The following is a 21,011-nucleotide window of genomic DNA, read 5'->3' on the forward strand; positions in this document are numbered from 1 at the left end:
GTGAAACAAGCCCATTGCTTTCTGAACGGACTCGGTTATGGCTTAGAGCAAGCCGGATGGGATGAACGTCCGCTCTATATCGGTGCTTGGGACGCGCCATTCAGCGTTACGGAGGACGGCAAGCTGACCTATTTCTCAGCGGACATCACCCCGTCCGAATATTTACAGCTGTTCACCCGTCTGTACGGGGAAGGGGCCGTGGAGTGGTATGATTACGGGGCCGAAAAGCTCATCAACCTGAAGAAGTTCCTGGAGGTCCTGCGGCGTCATCCGGAGCTTCCTGTTTTGGTACAGCTCGACCTGTTTCATATGCCTTATCAAAAAAGAACGTTTCAAACCATGCATCAGCCCCATTTTGTCATCGTTCACGGAATGCGGGGCGATCAATTCGTGGTATTGGACCGCTATTTTGAGTGGGAAGGGTTAGTGGCCGCGAGCCATGTACACGATGCTTTTCTAAGCAATGAGCTGGGCGGGGGACTGCTGCTTCATCCCGAATGGCTCCATGCGCCGGACGCTCACGAGGTGGCGAGAATCTTCGAGGATACAATCGAGACCGATCCGGGTGAACGGTCGCTAACCGGCACGGTGAGGCGGAGGATTATGCAGACGGTGGAGTCGCCCGATATGTATCCGCCCGGGGCCTTGAAGGATGCTGTATCCCAGCTCGGCATCCTCTCCAAACGCAAATACAGCTACGGGCTGCTGTATCAATATTTTTCGGAAGCGCTTAATCAAGGTACGGAGCTGTATCAGGCGCAGCTGGAAGGCTTCATAAAAATGTGGAGCACGCTCGCCTACCTGGCGATCCGTACGTCCATGCCGGGACGAACCGGGGAAATCGGACTGCTGGTGGATAAGGTGGAGCAGCTGCACAGGACGGAGCAACAGCTGAAGGAGGAATTGACCGATGTCTATCACCGCTGGAAACCTCGATTTGCATGCTGAGTGCAGACCTAGGGTGGGCTGCTTCGACGGCCATTCCCCCCGGTTGAACGAACGGGTGATTGATGACCAATGGACAGGGTACCTGGCTGAATATACGGAGCTCATCCGCATTCCGCCGGTGCGCTTTGCCAAGATCTTCGGGGGTTCGCTTCGCCAATTCTCCAAGCAGCCGATGTCTTCACTTCCGCAAGCATCGGAGCGGCTGGCCCGCTTATGCGAGGAATACGGAATCGATACGCTTTATGTGAACGCTCCTTATTTCATGCCTTTCCTGATGCTGGTCCGGAGCTTCGCCAAGCTTCCGCTTCGCTTCATGGTTATCGCCCATTCCGTCGCATCCGCCCGTTGGCTGACAACCTGGCTGTCCTGTGCGCCTTGGATTACAGAACAGGATGTGCTGCTTGCCAGTACAGAATCTTGCAGACAGGCGCTGGTTAATCTCTCCCCCCGGTATGCGCATGCCCATAAGATCCCGTTATGCATCGACACCTTGCTGGCCGCGGAGCCGGTTCGGCCGCTTGCCGGTAAACGTCTGTTATCCATCGGCCGGCTGGAAGAGGTAAAGAACATTCATGTGCTCTTAGAGGCTATGGCGGAAATCAAGCAGCGTGTCCCGGACACGGTATTGACGATTGCCGGAGAATATACGGGGGCTGTGCAGGAAGCTGACCGGTATCAAGAACGGCTTGAAGCCATCGTAGCGAAATATAGACTGGAGCAAGCCGTGGAATTTACAGGTCCCGTCCACGGGAGTGAGAAAGACCGCCTGTTCCGGGAATCCAGGCTTCTAGTCAACCTCTCCACCGATCCGGGAGAGACGTTTGGCTTCAACCTCCTGGAAGCGAAAGCCCACGGTCTTCCTGTGGTCTGCACCAACTGGGACGGTTTCCGGGAGCTGCTTGTTGACGGCGAGGACGGTTCCTTTGTCCAGGTAGACTGGTCCGGTGAACATCCTAAGATCGATCTGGACGAGCTGGTTCGCTGCTGCACCGAGGTTCTGCTGGATGAGAAGTTTCACGGCAATCTCTCGCAAGGCGCGCGGCGCAACGCTCTAATGTACGACTATCGAACCATCATGCCGCAGATCAGGAGGCTCCTGAATGCTCCCCTTGGACAGATAGCGGGTGAGGCGGAGGAGACCGCCCTGCTGGAAGCTTCTATGAGAACGCTTAACGAAATCTATCATTGCAGCTTATTGGAAGCGACAGGCTGTTTGAGTGAATCGCCGCTGTCGGTTCTGGATTGGCAGCCGCCCGGTGACACGGAGGAATGGATGCGCAGGGTGAAGCCGCTTATTCAACATTTTGCCGGGAGGAACCATCATGCACACGTTTAAACTGTTCCGACGTCTTGCTCCCTACGTGAAGATCAAATGGAATTTAACCTTGATCGCTTATGTTTGCACGTTCCTGCAATTGGGACTCGTCATGCTTCAGCCCTTAATCTTCGCCTATCTGATCGACCACGTGCTGATTGAAGGAAACCGTGAGCTGATTGTCCCGCTGCTTAGCCTTTCCTTGGGAATAGGTGTTCTCTCCATCGTGTTCCTGTTTATCCGCGTAGGTCTGTTCCGCTATCTGGGCATCTGTAATATGCTGGATATCCGGGACGAGCTGTTGAAGCATGTCCGGCAGATTCCCATTCCGGAAATTCAGAAGCAAGGACCCGGGAAATTCACGGCCTTGCTCGGGATGGATACAGCTACGATGGGTAATTTCCTCAATCACATTCTGGTCGAGATTACCTCACAGCTGTTTATGATGCTGATATCCCTCGGAATCCTGTTCTATATGGACTGGCGGCTTGGCATCATTGCGACGCTTAGCATCCCCTTCCTCTTATGGGTGCCAGGGCTGTTCCGCAACGCTGTGGTGCGTTATTCGTCCGACGTTCGAACCCACAATGAAGAGATCGGAGCCTATCTCTATGAAGCGATCGAAAGCTCGCAGGAAATCCGGGCTTTAGGACTAGAGGGATGGGAACGGAAGCGGAATGAAACGATGTACAAGGGGCTGGTGAAGGCCAGCACCCGGGAAACGCTGTATGCCGTCATGTCGTTTCAAATCAGTGGTTTCGTGATTAGCCTGATTCTGGCTGCCATCTATTGGATTGGCAGCTACCAGGTGCTTGACCAAGTTATGACTGTTGGCATGATGGTTGCTTCCGTAACCTATCTGCAAAACGCTCTGAATCCGGTACAGCAGATTAACAACTTTTTCAGAGAGCTTCAAGGCGCGGAAGTTGCAATGGGCAGAATCGAGCAATTCATCCAGACCCCGATCGATCTCTATTCGGAAAATGAGAGGAAGCAGGCTTCGCCTGCAAGGGAGCCTCAGCTTGAAGGAACGCCGTCCGATATCGAGGTGTGCAGTCTGCGCGTCGGGTACGATGGAACGGAAATCTTGAAGGATCTATCCCTGTCGCTGTCTCCGGGCAAGGTGTATGCTTTCGTCGGGCGAAGCGGGTCTGGGAAATCCACCCTTTTCCGGGCGCTTATCGGGATGATGCCCGTTCTCGAAGGTGAAATTCGAATCGGCGGACAGAATCTGGAGGAGATGACCCGCAGCGCGATCAGCCGCAAGGTTGGCATCGTGTTCCAGGAGCCTTACTTGTTCCGGGGTACCCTTATGGAAAATATTGCTGTCGGGAAGCTGGACGCAACGGAGGAGCTGGTCATGCAAGCAGCCCTGAATGCGCGGCTCGGCTCTCTGCTGGATCAACTGCCGGAAGGACTCCACACGAAGATTGACCATAAAGGCTTCCAGCTGTCTGGCGGACAGCGGCAGAGGCTGGCTATTGCGCGTGCCCTCTTGCACAATCCCGATATTCTTATCCTGGACGAACCGACCTCCGCCTTGGACCAGCTTACGGAGAGTGAACTCATGGATTCCATACGCCACGTCATGGCGGGCAAGACGGTTCTGGTAGCCACCCATCGCCTGCAAACCATTATGAACGCGGACCGTATTCTGGTGATGGAGAACGGTTGTCTGGTGGCGGAAGGCGACCACGAAGAGCTCATGAAGCAATCGCCTGAGTATTATGCTATGGCATCGACCTTCGAACGCGATACATCTGTGGCCGGACAGGCATCTCATAAAGAGGGGGTTACGGTATGAATGGCACAGGCACCCTCAGGGAATTGTTTCAACGTGCACGAAGGCATGACCGGGGAATCACTTACGCGGCACGAAGCGGCGAGTCCGATTGGACAAGTTATGCGGAACTCGGAAACCGCATGGACCTGCTCGCTGAACGGCTGAAGCAGGAGCAGCTGCGACCGAACTTTATCGGGGCCGTCTGGATGGCTCCGACGCCGGAGTGTCTGGCTGTCATCGGGGCAGTCATTCTGGCGGGAGGCATTCCGCTCCCCATCCACAGCTACATGCCGGGACAGGACATGCTTCGCCTCATCCGCAAATTTGAACCCGAAGCTGTGTTCGTCTCGGAAGAGAAGCTTCCAATCCTTGCGGAATGGAACATGCAAGGGGAAGAGCTGCCATTCTGCCTGTATGCAGGTATGGCAAGCGGACCGGTTGCAGGAATCAGCGCCGCTCCGCGGCCGGTACGCCGGTACACGCCGCCAGAGGCCGCGCGTATGATATTCCTCTCCTCCGGTTCGACGGGAGAGCCGAAGGGTATCATGCTGAGCGACCACAACATGCTGTCCAATGTGGACGCAATCCTGGACTACACGTCTCTGTGCGACAAGGACATCGTTCTGCTCTCGAAGTCACTGGGGTACTGCTCGACCATTGTTGGGGAATGGTTTGCTGCCATGGCCTCCGGAGCCAATCTTGTGCTAAGCGGGGGCTTCGTGCATCCCTTCGAGATGATCCAGTGCGTCCGTACGAACAAGGTGACCTTCTTATGTACTGTACCATCTGCGATCCTGCCTCTAATCCATTCCGCCAAATGGTCGGCGGAGGATCTGCTCACGCTTCGGCAGATGCTCATTGTCGGCGGCCCGATGCCTGCCGTCATGCTGCTTCGTCTGGCTGACCGTCTGCCTCACGTGCGGCTGACGCCCTCCTATGGACTGACCGAAGCCTCTCCGCGCGTCTCGTATTTGCCCTACGCGCAGTTGAGGACGAAGCCGCAATCCGCCGGGATACCCATTAACGGCGTCGAGCTGACCATCGTTCAGGACGGAAGGGAGGCGGCAACAGGAGAGAGTGGGGAGGTGGTCGTTCGAGGGCCGAATGTGATGATCGGCTATTATGACGATCCGGATCGCACCCGCGAGATCCTAGGCCCCCTCGGCCTGCATACCCGGGATACCGGGTATCTGGACGAGGATGGATATTTGCACTTGACCGGGCGAAGCGATAACGCTCTCCTTGTCGGGGGACACACGGTGTATCCGGAAGCGGTCGAAAGCGTCCTATTAAGCTTGCCTGGGGTGGCGGACGCTGCTGTGTCGGCCGTAGAAGACCTTCAATGGGGACATCGTCTGATTGCCGTGGTCGTATCCGAAGCTTCCACAGAGCCTGTCAGCAGCTCGGAACTTCATGCCTGGTGCGTAAAGCGGTTATCCCCGGCCTTGCGTCCCAGGGAATTCCGCTTCGTTACGGCTCTGCCCAGAACAGCCAGCGGAAAGCTGGACCGCAAAGCCCTGAAATCTATGGTGAAGGAGGAAGAGCATGTCCATCGAGCATGAAGATCTAATCTTTAAGGTGAGAGATACGATAGCCGCTGTGGCCAAGAGGCTAACAAGCGAGGTCGAGCTGGACCATGCCTTGGTAGATGATCTGGGAATCGACTCCATTCAAATCCTGGAGCTTCTGGCGGCTCTGGAGGATACATTCGGCTTTGAGCTGGATGTGGACGATATTCGCCCGGAATCGTTCCGAAGCGTCCAGGCCGTATTGCATTTTGTAGAACGCAAGGTGGCTTCATGAAAGTGTTCACCCCGGGCCAATTGCAAGAGCTGGCCGACGAATTGCGCCGGACTTATCCGTTTTATAACCCTTATGCGGACTTTGATTTCCATCAGCTGCCGATTACAGACAAACACTTAATCGCAGGCAACCGCGCCCTTTTCGAACATCCCGATGCGGGGCGGGTGATCGAATCGTTCACCTCGGGAACTACCGGAGTGCCGCTGCGCTGCGTGAAAACCCCGGAGGAGATATGGAAGCTCTCACTGACCCTGTATAAGCATAGAAAAAAGTGGGGGCTGCCGCTCAGGCACCGGATGCTGCTGCTGAGCAACCGTCTGCTGGCGGAGCCCAGGTCTCTTAGACATTATGCAGAGCTGATGATCAGGGAAGATCCTCATTTTATCCAGGGGAGAGCTTCCGCTCTCTGCGCGTTGGCCGAATATATGCGTGACGAGGGATATTCGTTGCCGTCTTCCCTCCTGTTTACCCAGAACTGGGGCGAAACGCTGCATGGCTCCCAGAAAGAACGGATCGAGGAGGTATTCCGCGTTCCATGCGTAGACTATTACGGACTGGAAGAGTTCTGGTGTATCGCGTTCGCCAGCCAGAGCGGCCAACTGGAAATCGATGAGTCCTCCGTATATGTGGAAATTATCGATTCGGCCTCCGGACTCCATGTAGAGGAGGGGGAATTCGGCGAAGTGCTGGTCACCTCGCTGATCATGAGGAGTCTGCCTTATGTCCGTTACCGGACAGGGGATATCGGAAGTATACGCAGGGACCCTGAAACCGGCCGTCTCCTTCTTGGGCTGCTTCCCGTCCGAACCTCCCAGATCCGGCTGCCTGGAGCGCAGGTGCATTCTGCCGTCTTCCGGTATTTGGACAAGTTTTTTTGGGAGCTTGCTGCAGCCAGAGGAGTCCGTCAATTTCAGATCGTACAGAATACGTACACCTCTTTTTCCGTCTCGCTGGCGACTGAAGCCCCGCCAAGCGAGTTCGGGGACGTACAGACCAAGTTATCCGCTTTTCTTCACCAAGCGGCGGGCAAGCCGGTGAAATTGTCCATAGAAACCGTCTCAAGGCTCGAAGCCGATCCTGTCAGCGGCAAAATACCGTCCTTTGTCTGCCGTATTTCCTCAAATGAAGAAGGAGAATGAAGAGATGACGTCTCATACGGATACGCCGGCTGCCAAGCCGGAAATGTTGAAGCTGGCGGCGATGGAATGTGCAGCTTCCTGCATCCTGACCCACTTATACCGGTCCGGGGCCAACCCTGATCTGTTTCTGCTGGATTACTGGAATGTCAATTATGTCTCGCGCATTATTACGGCGAGCCAGCATGTGCGATTGAACAAAAGCTTGCCCTTTCTGTACGGCATCCATCTGGTTTACAAGGGAACTGGACCTGAGGCGCTAAAGCAGTCTGTTCAGTCAGGGACCCGTGCGGTAGTGAAATGCCGCCCATCCGATCTGGATTTTTTCCCACCCCATATGCTGGGCATGGCGGAGAGCGGATTCGAGCATTATATCCTCGCAGACAGCTTCGATGAAGTGCGTAACGCCTTCAGAGTATTCGATCCCATTGTCGATTTCAACGGCTTCCTGACCGGTGAAGAGCTTATGCGGGCATCGGCGGAGCCGGGAGAGGAGGAAATCATTTACTACGAGCTTCAGCCGGATCTAGAAGGGAAGGGGTTCGAGTCTCCCGGCAAGCGTGATATCTTCGCCTATGCAGCCAAGCGAAACTACGAAATGTATGTCCGTTCTCAATACAGTTCGGGTACCGCCGCATTGGACAGCTTTGCCCGGGATTTGCAGGAATCTCTAGCTTTAAGCCCGGAACAAACGTCGAACTGGTTGAGCCAGAACTCGATCGGCATTGCTTCCATAACCAAGCTCCGCTCCTCCATATGGAAGAGCTTTACCGGGCTGGGCGTGATGGACAAGGGGCAGGTGCTGGAAGGGACGAACCGGATCAGCGGGATCGTGAAGTTATGGACGACACTGAATTTCATACTTGTGAAATACCGCAAAAACATCGGGGACGAAGCGCTGCTACGCTCAGCTCTTGCCAGGCTGCGGGAGATTCGGGATGCGGAACTTCAATTCCTGGCCTGGATGAATGGAATAGGCGGTGATCTGACTGAAGTATAATCTATGCACGATTTCTTTTCGGCACGAGCTGGTATCCTTCCAGGAGCTGCTTCGTTATGCTCTTGATACGGGCTTCAACGGTATAGAACTGTGGGGCGTGCATGCCAAGGCTTTGCTTCGCCAACGGGGACAGGAGCTGGGAGGTATGCTGGATGAAATGTTCAGCTACGGGCTCGAGATCAACATGCTGAGCGATTATATCCCTCTCATGGGGAATCTCCCAATGGACGTTCTGCTTAAGGAATGGCAGGACACCGTACAGGCGGCCAAAGCGTTCCACACCAATAAGCTGAGGATTTTCGCCGGAAGCCTGAGCAGTCAATCTCTTGATGAGAAGGACTGGGAGCTTTGCACCGAACGTCTAAAAATCCTCTGCACCGCAGCAGAGAGGGAAGGGGTCTATACCGTGGTTGAGACTCATCCGGGAACCGCTGCCGACGGCTTAGAGTCCACACTTCAACTGCTCCGGCAAACCGGCCACCCTGCCTTGAAGCTGAATTTGGACTTTCTGCACATTTGGGAATCGGGTGCTGATCCCCTTGCCGCCTACGAACGCTTGAAGCCATGGATGGTCAATATCCATCTGAAGAATGTGGAATCCCGGCAATGGCTCGAAGTATTCTCTCCTGACAATATATATTCTCCGAGCGGCAGCCGCAGAGGTATCGTATCCTTGGCCGATGGAGAAATGGACTGCCAAGCCATCATGAAGCGCCTTATCTTGGACAATACCCAGGCCCCGGTATCTCTGGAATGGTTCGGAGCCGTACCCTTTCAAATCTTAAAGTCGGAGCTAGGCTGGCTTAAAGGGCTGGAGTCCAATCTCAAGCTGGGGAAAGTGGAGGTGACGGGAACATGAATAACGCACCTTATGTGGAGCATCTGACCGGAACGCGCGCACCGAAGCTCTGGTACTCCAATATCAATTGGGAACAAGGAAAAGCCGCTCAAGAGATTCGCTTACCCCATATTAACAATGCGTCCGGAGATCGACTCGTATCGCAAATGGATCTCTACCAGATTTATTTGGCTGACCGGGATGATCTTGTTCTCCTGAAAGAGGCTCCAGATCCTGAATTCCTAGCTTATTTGGAAGAAGAAAAGATAATCATGCCATCCATCGCGATTGGCACACGGTCTGAATATACCGGTGAGTTTCGCAGCCGGATTGCTGTTCCTTACTTGATGGACGAGCAGGAGGAGCAGTTTCTCAAGGAAAGCGGAGGGAGCTGGATCGGCCCGCCAGCCCGATTGTCCGTGGAACTGAACAGCAAGATCGCAACACGTAAATTATGCGAAGAAATCGGCTTTCCAGTCAGCGACGGCAGGATATGCGAGGGGCTTGACGCGATCCGCCGTACTTGCGCCGAGTTGGAGGGACGGCATCCTGGAGCCCGGCTGGTTGTAAAAACCGCTTACGGTTCTTCCGGCAAAGCGCTGTTCCATATCCATCGGGGCGCGGATTTGGAGACGCTGCTCGGATATTTACAGAGGCAGATCTCCCGGGGAGGCGGGCAACCGGTGGTGACGGTGGAACGCTGGCATCCGGTCGAGCGCCATCTGACGGCACAGCTCTGGCTGGGGGGAACCGATTGCGAGATCCTGGCTATGACCGAGCAGAGGATTACGGATGCAGGCGTTTACAGGGGGAGCCTTCTGCACCCGGACCTGCCTGAATCCTTGATCGTGGCTTATACCGAACAGTTGCAACAGCTAGGGAAATCTTTACATTCCCGGGGCTACGAGGGTTTCATTGGGGTAGACTCCATACTGGATGAAGACGGAACTTTAATACCGGTTATTGAGATCAACGCCCGTCTGACCATGGTCACGTATTTGCTGAAGATCCGCAAGCACTTGCTTGAACGCGGGTTTCCTAGAATGGAGACTCAATCCTATGATTTCAAGCTCCACCCTGGAGTCACATTTGCAGAATTTGCCGAAAAGGTGACCTCGATAAGGATCTCTGCCGAACAAGGTGGGGCATTCGTGTATGGTTTCCACCGTGATGGGGAATCGGCAGACCGTATCCGGCCTTGCAGGGTCTCGGCTCTGAGCTGGGGTGTGGACGATGAAGCTGAGAAGCTTGCCCGTCAAGGGCTGGAGGAAGCAATCATGGAATGGAGGGGAGCTGTCATATGACTATGGTTTCACAACAACTGTCTAATCAGCAGGAAGTGGGCCAACCCTTTTGGCTGGAAGCAGCCGAGCCGTTTGGATCACCCGTTTATGTATATGACGAGGGAAAGCTGGCCTCCGATTATTTTTCGCTGCGAGACGCTTTACCCAAGGATGTGACGCTATATTATTCCATGAAAGTCAACCCCAATCCGGAGGTATGCCGTCTCATCAACGGCTGGGGTTCGCCGATCGAAGTCGCATCGGTTGGGGAATATGAGATTGCCCGCTCTAACGGGGTACATCCGAACAGCATCGTGTTTACCGGACCGGGCAAAAGCGCGGACGAGATTCATCATGTGCTTCGCCATGGGATCTACGCGATTAATGCGGAGTCCATCCCGGAGCTATTCGTCATTCACGATGAAGCTACTGCGCTTGGTATTACTGCTCCTGTTATGTTAAGGGTCAATTTGTCTACTGGAGCCAAAGGCTCGCGTATGTCATCGGTCGGACTTGCCTCCCAGTTTGGCATCGACGACAGTGAAATTAATGAAGCGGTGCACACCGCCATTAACCTTGAAGGGCTAGAGCTGATCGGATTGCATACGTATCAGGGCACGCAAAATTTTCACCTCGACTTTTATCGGGAGAGCGTTCCGATGATGTTCGGTCTCACCCGGCAGGTGCGAAACCAATTCGGCCTGCAGCTTCGATGCTTAGGGCTCGGCGGCGGTTTCGGTGTTCCCATGTTTGAAGGCGATGAGCCGTTTCCTGTCGAAGCCTTCGGAGCGTATCTTGCCGGGGAGTTAGAGCGCAACCGGGATCTGGAATTGGAAATGGTATTCGTAGAATCAGGGCGGCGGATTGCCGCAACGATGGGGATTTATGCGGTCAGAGTGCTGTACACCAAGCTCTCCAGAGGCAAAGCCTTCGCCATTATCGATGGGGGAACCCATCACCGGGCTTTTTCCAGCCTGATGGGACGAAGCTTCAAACAGCCGCTGCCTCTTCAGCTTTGGAAGGCGGGGGAGCGCAGGCTATACGAATCCGGTGAAGGAGAAGGCCGGATCTCCTACAATGTTTGCGGTAAATTGTGCACTCCCGCAGATGTGCTGCAAGGCAGTGTCATGCTCCCGCCTCTAGAGCCGGGGGATTGGATCGCGTTTCCCCATATGGGGGCATATGGCTTAACCTGCGGCAATGTTCATTTTCTGTCTCATGCTCTTCCGAAGGAAGTGATTCTCCGCCCTGACGGTACGTTAAATGATGTGAGCTGGCTATCCACCTAATCAGTGAGCTCATCATAGGGAGTTGACCATGTGATACCTACCCATCGGATTTTGCCTTATAATGACATATGGCTTGATTGTGTCAATAATAACCTGATGGCGATTCTCATTAGTCATCATTCATCGTTCGAGAAGCTGCCTCTGACCTTTAAAACGCAGTACTGGAAAAAAATCATCAACCAGACATTCCCCGAAGACAATTTTGAAAGCTTGCTTCAGCAAGGATTAATGCTTCCGAAGGTTCAATATGACACGGAACAGCTCTATCATTATCTTCGCTTTGAGGATCAGCTTCTGGAGCAATCTGATATCCCTTTCCTGGATGAGATGATTCAAGGCGCTTTAGACAAGAAGAAATATGTCTTTCTTGATGTGGACCGCTTTTTTTATTCCAGTGGAAGAGAAGCCGGAAAAATACATTTTATCCATCCGACCTTTATTCATGGAAAAAGTGCCAGTGGGGAGGCATACACGGTAATTGAAGATTGCTTATCTCCAGGGCGAATGCACGATTATCAAACTCCACTTGAAGTCATTATGGAATCTACCCAAAATCTAATTCAAAGCGGCAAAAAAGTTAGATTCATAATGGTTTCTGTGCATGAAGGATCGATCAGGAATTTTAATCATGATTTTTCAGTACAGGACTCGTTTATCTCAGAAATGAGAAGCAATCTATTGGAGGATAAAGTCGTTTTTCTTGAGCAATATGGTCTTCATTATCAGTTGGGACTACAAGCGTTGACCGATTATGTAGCGGAATTCGAAGAACTTGTAGGTAATTTGAACGAGACTAGCATATTTGCCTTGAGAAGCAGTTCTTTTGCACAGAATCATAAGAAGAATAACAGGCTTTTTAAGTTACTGGAAGATCAATCGTCCCATACCAATCTCTATAAGCAGTTAGCAGAACAAAGCATGGAGCTAGGTCGTTTATGGGAAATTTACAGAACGACAGTTATTAAAATGATCGCATCTAATAGTGTTCGTGATCAAGCGATCGTAAAACTCGAAGAGATTGTAAAGAAAGAATATCACATGGTCCAGACGATGAAAATGGCAACTGAGGTTAGTAACTCTTAGCGAAAAGGCCGCCAATTGGCGGCCTTTTTTATGTTGCTTTTTCGGTCAGGCATGATATTCCCGTACCTTTAGGCATATAAATTCACGAAAGCAGGGAACTACAAGAACCATGTGGAATAGATACACAACTTTACTGTAATAGGAGGTCGTGAAATGGAGTTACCGACACATTCATTGTATAGCTGAGCAAATAAATTAGAATTATTAAGCTCCACGGACTTAAAGATATACACTTCCTATTATACGGTCCTTAAACTTTTAGCAGAAGTCGTATATGAAAAACTCGTATATAAAATGAAAGTCCGTTTTGAGTAATTACCATAAAACGCTTTCATATTCACCTTGCCGCTTATTTGCAGCTGTGTTATGTCAAGAATTAGACTTATCACTTACACAATTTTACTATTATCGATAACTACAGGCACTGTTTCTATAGACACTGTAGGTTTGCTATAGCCACTTTTAACTATTTTCTATATTTGTATAATGGGTGTTTTTAAAATGAAAATAAAAGGAAATGGGGAGAGTTATGTCGAATTTTATACTTACTAGTATAAAAAACAAAAAGGTGAGATAAAATGACATTCTACTTCCCAGTGCCTCATTTATATCATTTAAGAAACAATAAGGATATTAATGACGAAATGGAATTTAAAGATCAAAAGAAAGATATTTCTAATATCTTGAAACAAATTTGCAGTAAATCAGAAAATTTAAACTTTTTGCTTGGTTCTGGTTGCTCATTACCGGCAATTCAATTGATGGGTAAAACCTTTATGGATTTAAAATCAAATGAACCCCAATTAACTGAAGTTTTGGGGAAGTACGATGGAGACAGTAAGGATATTGAGGGTTTTTTAAACCACTTAAATCACGGCTTGAATTTTTTGGAGCCAAATTCTGAATACTTTAATAGCATAGAAGACGCCTTCAAAAAAACAAAAAAATTTCTTTTGAAATCTATAATGCTTGATTATTATGTAAAACAACATGAACAATCAACACCCGGAGATTTGAATACTATTGTAACTTTAGACTTATATCTTAGATTTTATAGGAGCATCTTTAGCTTTCGAGAATTTAATAAGCAAGTATCTCCTGTTAACGTCTTTACAACTAATTACGATTTGTTCTCTGAAGTATCACTTGAAATGCTAGGAATACACTATACCAACGGATTTAAGGGGTATGTCTCTAGAACTTTCGATCCTTCTGTATTTCGCTTAAGACTCGTCGATGAAGAGAATAGATACAAAGAAAAATGGAGTGCTGTTAGACGATTTGTGAAATTATTTAAAATTCACGGTTCTATTGATTGGATTTTTGATGAGAAAGATCAAATAATAAAGCAAAGCAACAGTTTTAATAATGAATTCACCAATGATTCCCAACAAATTTTGATTTATCCAACGTTACATAAACACCTTGAATCTCAACAAAGTCCTTATTCTGAACTTTTCAGAGAGTTCACAAATCATATGCAAAGAAAAAACTCAACACTAATAGTAATTGGATATGGTTTTCCCGATGAGCATATCAATCAATTAATTTCGCAATCACTTCAACACGATGATTTCAACTTAATAGTATTTGGTAATAAAATCGAGCAAAACGCTAAGCTTTTCATTGAAAAACATAAAGAAAAAAGCAACTTTCATTTCATCGGAGGGAATTATGCGAATAAAGAAGATGGTCATTTTTTTAGTAACGTTATCCAACTGCTAGAGGATGGGATTAATAATGCAGACTCTGAATAGCATAGGAGTTATAAGTAAGGTATCAACGAATAAAATTGTTATAGAAATACCAGATACCAATAAAATTAATTATAATTTCCATGGGGATCTTTATATTTGCGAAGGGATAAATTCTTTCGTTACTATATATAAATCATTACATCAAAAATTCATTTATCAAATTATAAATTTAGCTGAATTGGAAAAGCCATTTGATAATGTAGAAGAAGAATCAAAATTTTATAATAAGGCATATTTCGAAGCAATACCTATAGGAGAGATAAAGGGAGATAACTTTAAATTTGGCTTATCAAAGTTTCCGATGATTGGAAATGATGTATATCTTACCGATTTTCTTGATATGGATTTAATTTTCAAAATTGAAGATAATATCCCTGCGTTGACCTTAGGCTTATTAGCGAGCCATGAATACTATTCTCCGAAATTCTCATTGGACAAATTACTTTCAAATCATATGTGTGTTTTAGGTAACACAGGATCAGGAAAATCAACAACTGTACGTAAACTTTTAAATGAAATAATCTTAACGGCAGAAGAATTCTCATTAGATATTAACTCTGCTAATTTTATTATATTTGATGTTCACGATGAGTATGATAATCTTCCGGATAAAGCATCAACTATTACCGATGTACTAAAAGACATCTCAATCCCTCTTGACACATTATCTCCAGATGATTGGATTAATTTAGTACAGCCAGCTAGTGCAGTGCAACTTCCTATTTTAATGAATGGGCTACGTTTAGCCAATCTAATTGAAAATAATGAAGCTTCTTTTTGCGATTGGGTTAAGGCATATTGCGCTTTAGAACTATATAATAATGTTCACACTGAAGTTGTAGGTAAAAGAACTAAAATAGTGTCTTTGCTTCAAAATATAACTGATCCAACAATAAAAAGTATTCTAACAAGATATAGTTCTCAATATGGTAATTTTCAAGGTTATGATGAACAAGTTTTCATTGATGCCATTAAAAGCTTTATACGCAATAAATCAACATATCATTATGAAGATTGTAGCGAATTAATTTTATCTCTTTTGGAAAGTTCTAATAGTAAAGTATCACAACTAAAAAATTTAGAGTTGGGAATAGAAATGACTTTTTTATTTGAAGAAAGTAAAGGAAATTCTCAAGTGCGTTCATACTGTTCAACTTTAATGACGCGTATCAGCAATTTAATTGCCTCATACTCTAAATCAATGTTTGATAATGACCAGCAAAAAATCAATAATTTCAATCAAGTTTGTAAATTCGATAAAGGTTTTACTCTATTTAAAGTCGCCAGTCTTGAGAATAAAGACTTGCTATTCTTTACTAGTTATGTATTAAAAATAATCTATAATAATCAAAAGGAACAACGTTCTCGAAATAATAAACAAGTTAATTCACTTTACCACTTTATTTTTGACGAAGCACATAAATATATAACCGAAAGTGATAATGATTTTTATAATTCTATAAAGATTTTTGAACAAATAGCAAAAGAAGGGCGGAAATTTGGAATTTTCATGTTTTTAGCAAGTCAGAGACCCGGCGAGTTATCCAAAACAGTGTTATCTCAATGTAATAATTTCATTCTTCACAGAATTAGAAGCAATGTTGACCTAGAACAAATGAGAAGGAGTATACCATATATTAGTGATTCACAGTTACAACGCATTTCTTACTTAATAACAGGTTCTGCATTACTGGTAGGTGAAGCATTTTCAGTGCCGATGGAAATAATAATTAAAGGAGAAGACTACGGTTATCCGTCGAGTACTTTACTCCCATCAAATGTTTGGGGAGCTTTTAGCAAAGAAACAGATTAAGTATCCTTTTTTAACTTTACGTAATAATACAAAGAAATCGTTTACTCAGGATAACAATAAGATACTTATAGATGATTTTTATTATTCTACTCAATTTAACAAAGATCTATATAATAATAATGTGAATACATTCCAAACTTGTAATCGTTATTTAAGAAAGAATCTACTCAGGAATCATTCTAATTGTATAAAACAATTTTGGCAGTTACTAAAAAGTGATGAGGAAGAGTTCCCTGATATTTGTCCATATGCTTACGCGTATATTAACTGGCGTAAAACACTTTTAAAGACTGAACATTTTTATAGTTCTGATACCCGAAGTAGTGTTGTGGCGCGAAGTGGAGGACGACACGGATATGAGCTGCTTACTAATGCAATAACTGATGACATTAAATTATTATTAGAAGAATATGTTCTTAGTAGTAAGGGTAAACAGGTTAATAAGGATACATTGGTGTGGATTCAAGAACAATGGTCATATCGTTTTAGTTTAGCATTTTTTTATGACTGTCTTAAATATGCCAACGATACTTTGCTGCATGGCAAGAAACATACAGATTGGGATAAGATCCTCATGAGCACAAAAGCCAATTTTAAAATTGCTTTCAAATACCAAGAGATTAAAGGAAAGCGCGCTAAAGGTATAAATTTTAAAATGTATTATGAGAATACAGCTAACACTAAAATACCTGAACATCAATGTCCAAATCATAGCTTAAGAAGAAAGAGAGCTATTCCAAAAATGAAATCATATTTACCGGCTCGAATATCCATGGATTACCCCCAAAATTATGAATTGATTAATTACGTGAGTTCCTATATTAAGAAACAGGATTATTAAAAACAACTCCTAAGGAGTTGTTTTTTTGTGGCCAAAAGGGGGCCTCGTCGGCAATGGGATCATGTTCTTGTCCTACAAGGGACTATGTTTTTGTCCACCGACAAATCAAGGCCAAAGAAGAGTTCAGAAGCAAAAATACACATAGATACATATGTACAAAATACGGGTTTTGTGAATAAGTACTTATTTAAAAGTGAACCGCGACTCAATCGTATAATTAAATCATGTACTAATCGTCCTCTGACAGGATTTTGACGGTTTACATGCTACGTTGTATTTATCGCTTCCATCCCAATAACGCATCAACTGTCTCATCTACCCGCGGACATAAATCCTTATCCAATAAACATAGATAACAATTGTATCATTAAGTATACTGACAAACATTCTTATAACACCACAATATCATATTCAGCTTACACCAGCTTATAAAATTGATTATTTCCATACCATATTATGTAATATTCCTGACCAAGTTCAGCCTAAATCCTTATCTTTAGCAATTTTCAAGATATGTTGTCTCTTCCATAATCAATCCTTAAATCTTAAATCTTTAATATTCAAAACATAATGAGTTATACTAAGCCTAATAACCAAATTGAATATCGGAGGATCAACGAATATGAGGAAACTCGTTCTATTCCTGCACGCTTCGCTTGACGGTTTTGTAGAAGGCCCGAACGGCCCAATGGATATTAGCTGGGTTGCCTATGATGCTGATCTGGAGAGCCACGCGAGGGAAATTCTGAGTACTGCGGACACGGTCATTTGGGGTCGTGGTACATATCAAATGATGCATAGTCATTGGCCCTCCGTCACAGCAGATCCCTCCGCTTCGCAGCACGAACGGGATCATGCGGAATGGATTGAGAGGACAGCCAAAGTGGTCTTTTCCACAACCCTGGAGAACGTTGAATGGAATAATTCCAGACTGGTCAAAGAGGACGTCGAGGAAGAGATCCAGCGTCTCAAAGAGCAGCCAGGCGAGGATATCGTCATTCTCGGCAGTCCCCGGTTCGCACACACTCTTATGCAGCTTGGCTTAATCGATGAATATAAAATTACGGTCTCCCCCGTCGTGATCGGCAGCGGCTTGCCGTTATTCCAAGGTGTCCAGGAGAAGATTAATCTGAAGCTTATTGAGAACAAAACATTTGATTCTGGAGCCATAGGCCTCGTATACCAGACCGTTAGATAACCTCGTCACTTATTCAGACCAATGTACTATCCAGCTTAACCAATCTCTCCACGAACACCTCGTTCGCCCGGCTGGGAACATGACCGGTCAGCCGCACAATCGAGAAGTCTCTTTCAAGGCTCAGGCTTTGCACAGGAATTTCTAAGAGCTTACCGGTCTCGATCTCCCTGCGGACCACCCACTTTGAGAGAATGGAAATCCCCAGTCCGGCAGCTACGGCCTCCTTCACGCCCTGACTACTGTTGATCTCATACGAGCGCTTCATTCTTAGACCAGCCTGTGCCAAAAAATGATTGCTGAACGAACGCGTCCCCGAACCGCTCTCACGCAGCACCCATATCTGATCCTGGAGTACGCCCACCTCCACCGCGCCCGTTCGCGAGAGCGGGTGATTCTCAGCAGCGACGATAATCAGTTCGTCTTTCATAAAATGAACAACCTGCAGATCCGCCGCCTCGATGCTTCCTTCGATCAGCCCCACTTCAATCTTATTCTCCCGCAAGGCAGAGACAATCTCTGTTGAATTCGCAATCGTCATCCCCATCTCCACATCGGGATATTGCTTGGCGAAGGATGAGAACAGCCGGGGCAACACATATTCGCCAATTGTAAAGCTAGCCCCGATATGTAAGCTTCCACTGACGGTATCATGCAGCCGGGCCAGATCGAGCTTAACAGACTCGTAGAGATTCAGCATTTCTTTCGCTCGTCTATAGAACAGCTCCCCCGCTTCCGTCAGCTTCACCCATTTGGGTGACCGGTTCATGAGCTTCATACCGAGTTCCTTCTCCAGATTACGGATCTGCAGACTGACTCCAGGCTGTGACAGATGCAGCAGCTCTGCCGCCCTGGAGAAGTTCCGCTGCTCCACAACTGTTACATAGACCACCAGGGATTCAAGCATGATGGATCGCACGCCCCTTTTAAGATAACAATTTATTATGATGTGCATTTAAAATCCGTATTTCCCTAATCAATCATAACTGAATATAGTGTTTAAAGGAACCAAATTCAACCTATTGGACGTGACCTCGATGAATCTACACTTAGCTGTGCACATGGAAGAAAAGAAAAAGCTGGGATTTGCGCTCGGTATCGCCTTGCCTCTAATGCTGGCCCTGTTCGCCAAATACGTATCCGCCTTCCCCTTCGTGTGCATTATGGGACAATTAGTCATAGCTATTCTACTCGGAATGATCTGGAGAGCCACGCTAGGCGTTCCAAGTTATTTAACACCCGGAATCTCCTTTACCTCCAAAAAGCTTTTGCGGTATGGCATCATATTGCTCGGCATGCGGCTTAGCCTGAAGGATATCCTTCAGGCTGGCCCCAAGGTGCTGTTGATCGCCTTGGTTTGTATTGGGTTCGCAATCTGTACGGTAATTGGTCTTGCGAAGCTGTTCAAGGTAGAATCCAGACTGGGACTGCTGACGGCCTGCGGCACAGCGATCTGCGGAGCGGCAGCAGTTGTAGCCATCGCTCCACAGCTCAAAGCCAGTGACGAGGAAACGGCGATCAGCGCGGCAACCGTTGCGATCTTGGGCACCATTTTCACACTGATGTATACCCTTCTCTACCCTTTCCTTAATCTGACTCCACTCGGCTACGGCATCTTCTCAGGCGCAACGCTCCATGAAATTGCTCATGTCATTGCAGCAACCGGGCCGGCTGGCAAGCAGGCGGTTGATCTGGCAGTCATCGTCAAATTAACGCGTGTCACTATGCTGGTACCGATCGCTGTAATCATCGGAATCTGGGCCAACCGCAAGGAGAGGCAGGCGAACCCGAAGGCCGGACCCTCCAATTGGAGGTATGTACCGGTTCCGTGGTTTATCCTGGGGTTCCTGCTAATGAGCACCGTCAATACTTTGCAGATCATCCCTGAAGCAATCACGGATAAGCTTATACTTGCTGCGTACTTCCTCATTGCAATGGCTATGGCGGGCCTCGGCCTGAACGTAGATTTAGCTGCTTTTAGACGCATGGGCCTCAAGGCCTTCGGAGCCGGCTTGATCGGATCGGTCCTGCTATCCGGGTTAGGTTTCCTGCTTGTGAAGGTTTTGAACTTATGTTATTAAAAGAGATGCTTACGAGGAATTCCTGCTGGATGAGATCGTTATAAAGCATCCGGAGGATTATTTGGTGCGGGTGATGGTGCATATCGAGGAGCCAGGGCACACTATGAGCTACACACCCTAACAAAAACGGCGACTCCCCCCGGTGGATTCCAGGGCAACGTCGCCGTCTGATTATAGGAGTAGAGATCAGGCTAATTCACGGTCATCTACATGCCCATGGGATCAGTCGCATTGGACTTAGGCGGGATGCAGTATGTTGTGTTAGTTCTGACAGGTTCATAGTTGTGTCCTTTCGGAAAACACACCCAGCCAACTCATGAAGGGTGGCCGGGCGGTTCTAGTTTAGTCCAAAATGCGTCTCAATCTTGGCCAGCATCTCTTCCTTGGTGGTCTGGGCATTTCTTATATAATGCTGCACATGATGCTGTCTTGCCCGCTGTAAAGACCTGTGGGTATTCTCAATAATCCCCTCCAGTGTCTCACGCTTGGCACGCTCCGGATCTGACAGGGTTGGGAAGAGATCCAGCATCCCCCGCAGATGATCCCGATTGAAATAATCCCGGCGGATCAGCTCATCCTCCGCATATACATAGACCATCCGCTCGTCACCCGCTATCGCCCGCAGAAACTCCGGGGCTATATCCGTGTCAACCACAATAGGTTTGCCTTTGCCCATTTGCAGCAGCGCCAGCAGGGTGAATTCTACGCTTTCTTCCGCCGCAGAGACTAGCCACTGGTAATGAAGGAGTCCACGCCACCGGAAGGAGTAAACTGCTCTCCATGGAATCCGTAGATGATCATTGAATCCGCTGCGATAGTGCGCCGTATTTCTTTCAGGCATTTTTT

The 21,011-nt window shown here is 47.7% G+C and carries 18 protein-coding genes; 16 read left to right on the forward strand and 2 right to left on the reverse strand.

Translation table 11 applies throughout. The features are described from left to right. From MKY12_RS15355 to MKY12_RS15425, 15 genes are all read left to right on the forward strand, one after another. Complete coding sequence (locus MKY12_RS15355) at nt 1–948, forward strand: DUF6005 family protein (protein WP_339257086.1); 948 nt, start codon at nt 1–3, stop codon at nt 946–948. Then, on the forward strand, nt 911–2,284 hold the full coding sequence (locus MKY12_RS15360; protein WP_076075025.1) for a glycosyltransferase family 4 protein: 1,374 nt from the start codon (nt 911–913) through the stop codon (nt 2,282–2,284). Before MKY12_RS15355 ends, MKY12_RS15360 begins: the two co-directional genes overlap by 38 nt. Next, nucleotides 2,271–4,067: an ABC transporter ATP-binding protein gene (locus MKY12_RS15365; protein ID WP_339314470.1), complete on the forward strand. Its 1,797-nt coding sequence runs from the start codon at nt 2,271–2,273 to the stop codon at nt 4,065–4,067. Before MKY12_RS15360 ends, MKY12_RS15365 begins: the two co-directional genes overlap by 14 nt. Next, complete coding sequence (locus tag MKY12_RS15370) at nt 4,064–5,608, forward strand: class I adenylate-forming enzyme family protein (protein ID WP_339314472.1); 1,545 nt, start codon at nt 4,064–4,066, stop codon at nt 5,606–5,608. The genes MKY12_RS15365 and MKY12_RS15370 overlap by 4 nt, the downstream gene beginning before the upstream one ends. Then, nucleotides 5,592–5,849, forward strand: a complete 258-nt coding sequence (locus MKY12_RS15375; RefSeq protein ID WP_339314474.1) for an acyl carrier protein — start codon at nt 5,592–5,594, stop codon at nt 5,847–5,849. The genes MKY12_RS15370 and MKY12_RS15375 overlap by 17 nt, the downstream gene beginning before the upstream one ends. Then, the gene (locus MKY12_RS15380; protein WP_339314476.1) at nt 5,846–6,988 is read left to right on the forward strand and encodes a hypothetical protein; all 1,143 of its coding nucleotides are present in this window, start codon (nt 5,846–5,848) and stop codon (nt 6,986–6,988) included. The genes MKY12_RS15375 and MKY12_RS15380 overlap by 4 nt, the downstream gene beginning before the upstream one ends. A 4-nt stretch (nt 6,989–6,992) precedes the next feature. Next, a complete protein-coding gene (locus MKY12_RS15385; protein WP_339314478.1) occupies nt 6,993–7,985 on the forward strand; it encodes a hypothetical protein in 993 nt (330 codons plus the stop codon). 46 nt (nt 7,986–8,031) lie between these two features. Continuing rightward, nucleotides 8,032–8,844, forward strand: a complete 813-nt coding sequence (locus MKY12_RS15390) for a sugar phosphate isomerase/epimerase family protein (RefSeq protein ID WP_339314878.1) — start codon at nt 8,032–8,034, stop codon at nt 8,842–8,844. Beyond that, a complete protein-coding gene (locus MKY12_RS15395) occupies nt 8,841–10,127 on the forward strand; it encodes an ATP-grasp domain-containing protein (RefSeq protein ID WP_339314480.1) in 1,287 nt (428 codons plus the stop codon). Before MKY12_RS15390 ends, MKY12_RS15395 begins: the two co-directional genes overlap by 4 nt. Next, on the forward strand, nt 10,124–11,395 hold the full coding sequence (locus tag MKY12_RS15400; protein ID WP_339314482.1) for a hypothetical protein: 1,272 nt from the start codon (nt 10,124–10,126) through the stop codon (nt 11,393–11,395). Before MKY12_RS15395 ends, MKY12_RS15400 begins: the two co-directional genes overlap by 4 nt. Before the next feature lie 30 nt (nt 11,396–11,425). Next, on the forward strand, nt 11,426–12,478 hold the full coding sequence (locus tag MKY12_RS15405) for a hypothetical protein (protein ID WP_339314484.1): 1,053 nt from the start codon (nt 11,426–11,428) through the stop codon (nt 12,476–12,478). A gap of 578 nt (nt 12,479–13,056) precedes the next feature. Then, a complete protein-coding gene (locus MKY12_RS15410) occupies nt 13,057–14,235 on the forward strand; it encodes an SIR2 family protein (protein ID WP_051478121.1) in 1,179 nt (392 codons plus the stop codon). Next, a complete protein-coding gene (locus MKY12_RS15415; RefSeq protein ID WP_339314486.1) occupies nt 14,219–16,048 on the forward strand; it encodes an ATP-binding protein in 1,830 nt (609 codons plus the stop codon). The genes MKY12_RS15410 and MKY12_RS15415 overlap by 17 nt, the downstream gene beginning before the upstream one ends. Then, complete coding sequence (locus MKY12_RS15420; RefSeq protein WP_036726732.1) at nt 16,014–16,889, forward strand: hypothetical protein; 876 nt, start codon at nt 16,014–16,016, stop codon at nt 16,887–16,889. Before MKY12_RS15415 ends, MKY12_RS15420 begins: the two co-directional genes overlap by 35 nt. Before the next feature lie 622 nt (nt 16,890–17,511). Further along, nucleotides 17,512–18,087: a dihydrofolate reductase family protein gene (locus MKY12_RS15425; protein WP_036726730.1), complete on the forward strand. Its 576-nt coding sequence runs from the start codon at nt 17,512–17,514 to the stop codon at nt 18,085–18,087. 13 nt (nt 18,088–18,100) lie between these two features. Here the strand turns inward: MKY12_RS15425 and MKY12_RS15430 are convergent, their stop codons facing one another. Continuing rightward, nucleotides 18,101–18,994 carry a LysR family transcriptional regulator gene (locus MKY12_RS15430; protein ID WP_339314880.1) on the reverse strand — a complete coding sequence of 298 codons (894 nt, stop codon included), beginning with the start codon at nt 18,992–18,994 and terminating at the stop codon, nt 18,101–18,103. Between the two features lie 127 nt (nt 18,995–19,121). Here MKY12_RS15430 and MKY12_RS15435 point away from each other — a divergent pair, with 127 nt between their 5' ends. Further along, nucleotides 19,122–20,165: a YeiH family protein gene (locus MKY12_RS15435; protein ID WP_339314489.1), complete on the forward strand. Its 1,044-nt coding sequence runs from the start codon at nt 19,122–19,124 to the stop codon at nt 20,163–20,165. 337 nt (nt 20,166–20,502) lie between these two features. Here the strand turns inward: MKY12_RS15435 and MKY12_RS15440 are convergent, their stop codons facing one another. Further along, entirely contained in the window at nt 20,503–21,006 is a 504-nt protein-coding gene (locus tag MKY12_RS15440; RefSeq protein WP_051478119.1) for a hypothetical protein, read from the reverse strand. Nucleotides 21,007–21,011: the final 5 nt, after the last annotated feature.

The sequence above is a fragment of the Paenibacillus sp. FSL M7-0896 genome, from assembly GCF_037975415.1.
Lineage (GTDB): Bacteria > Bacillota > Bacilli > Paenibacillales > Paenibacillaceae > Paenibacillus_AQ > Paenibacillus_AQ silagei.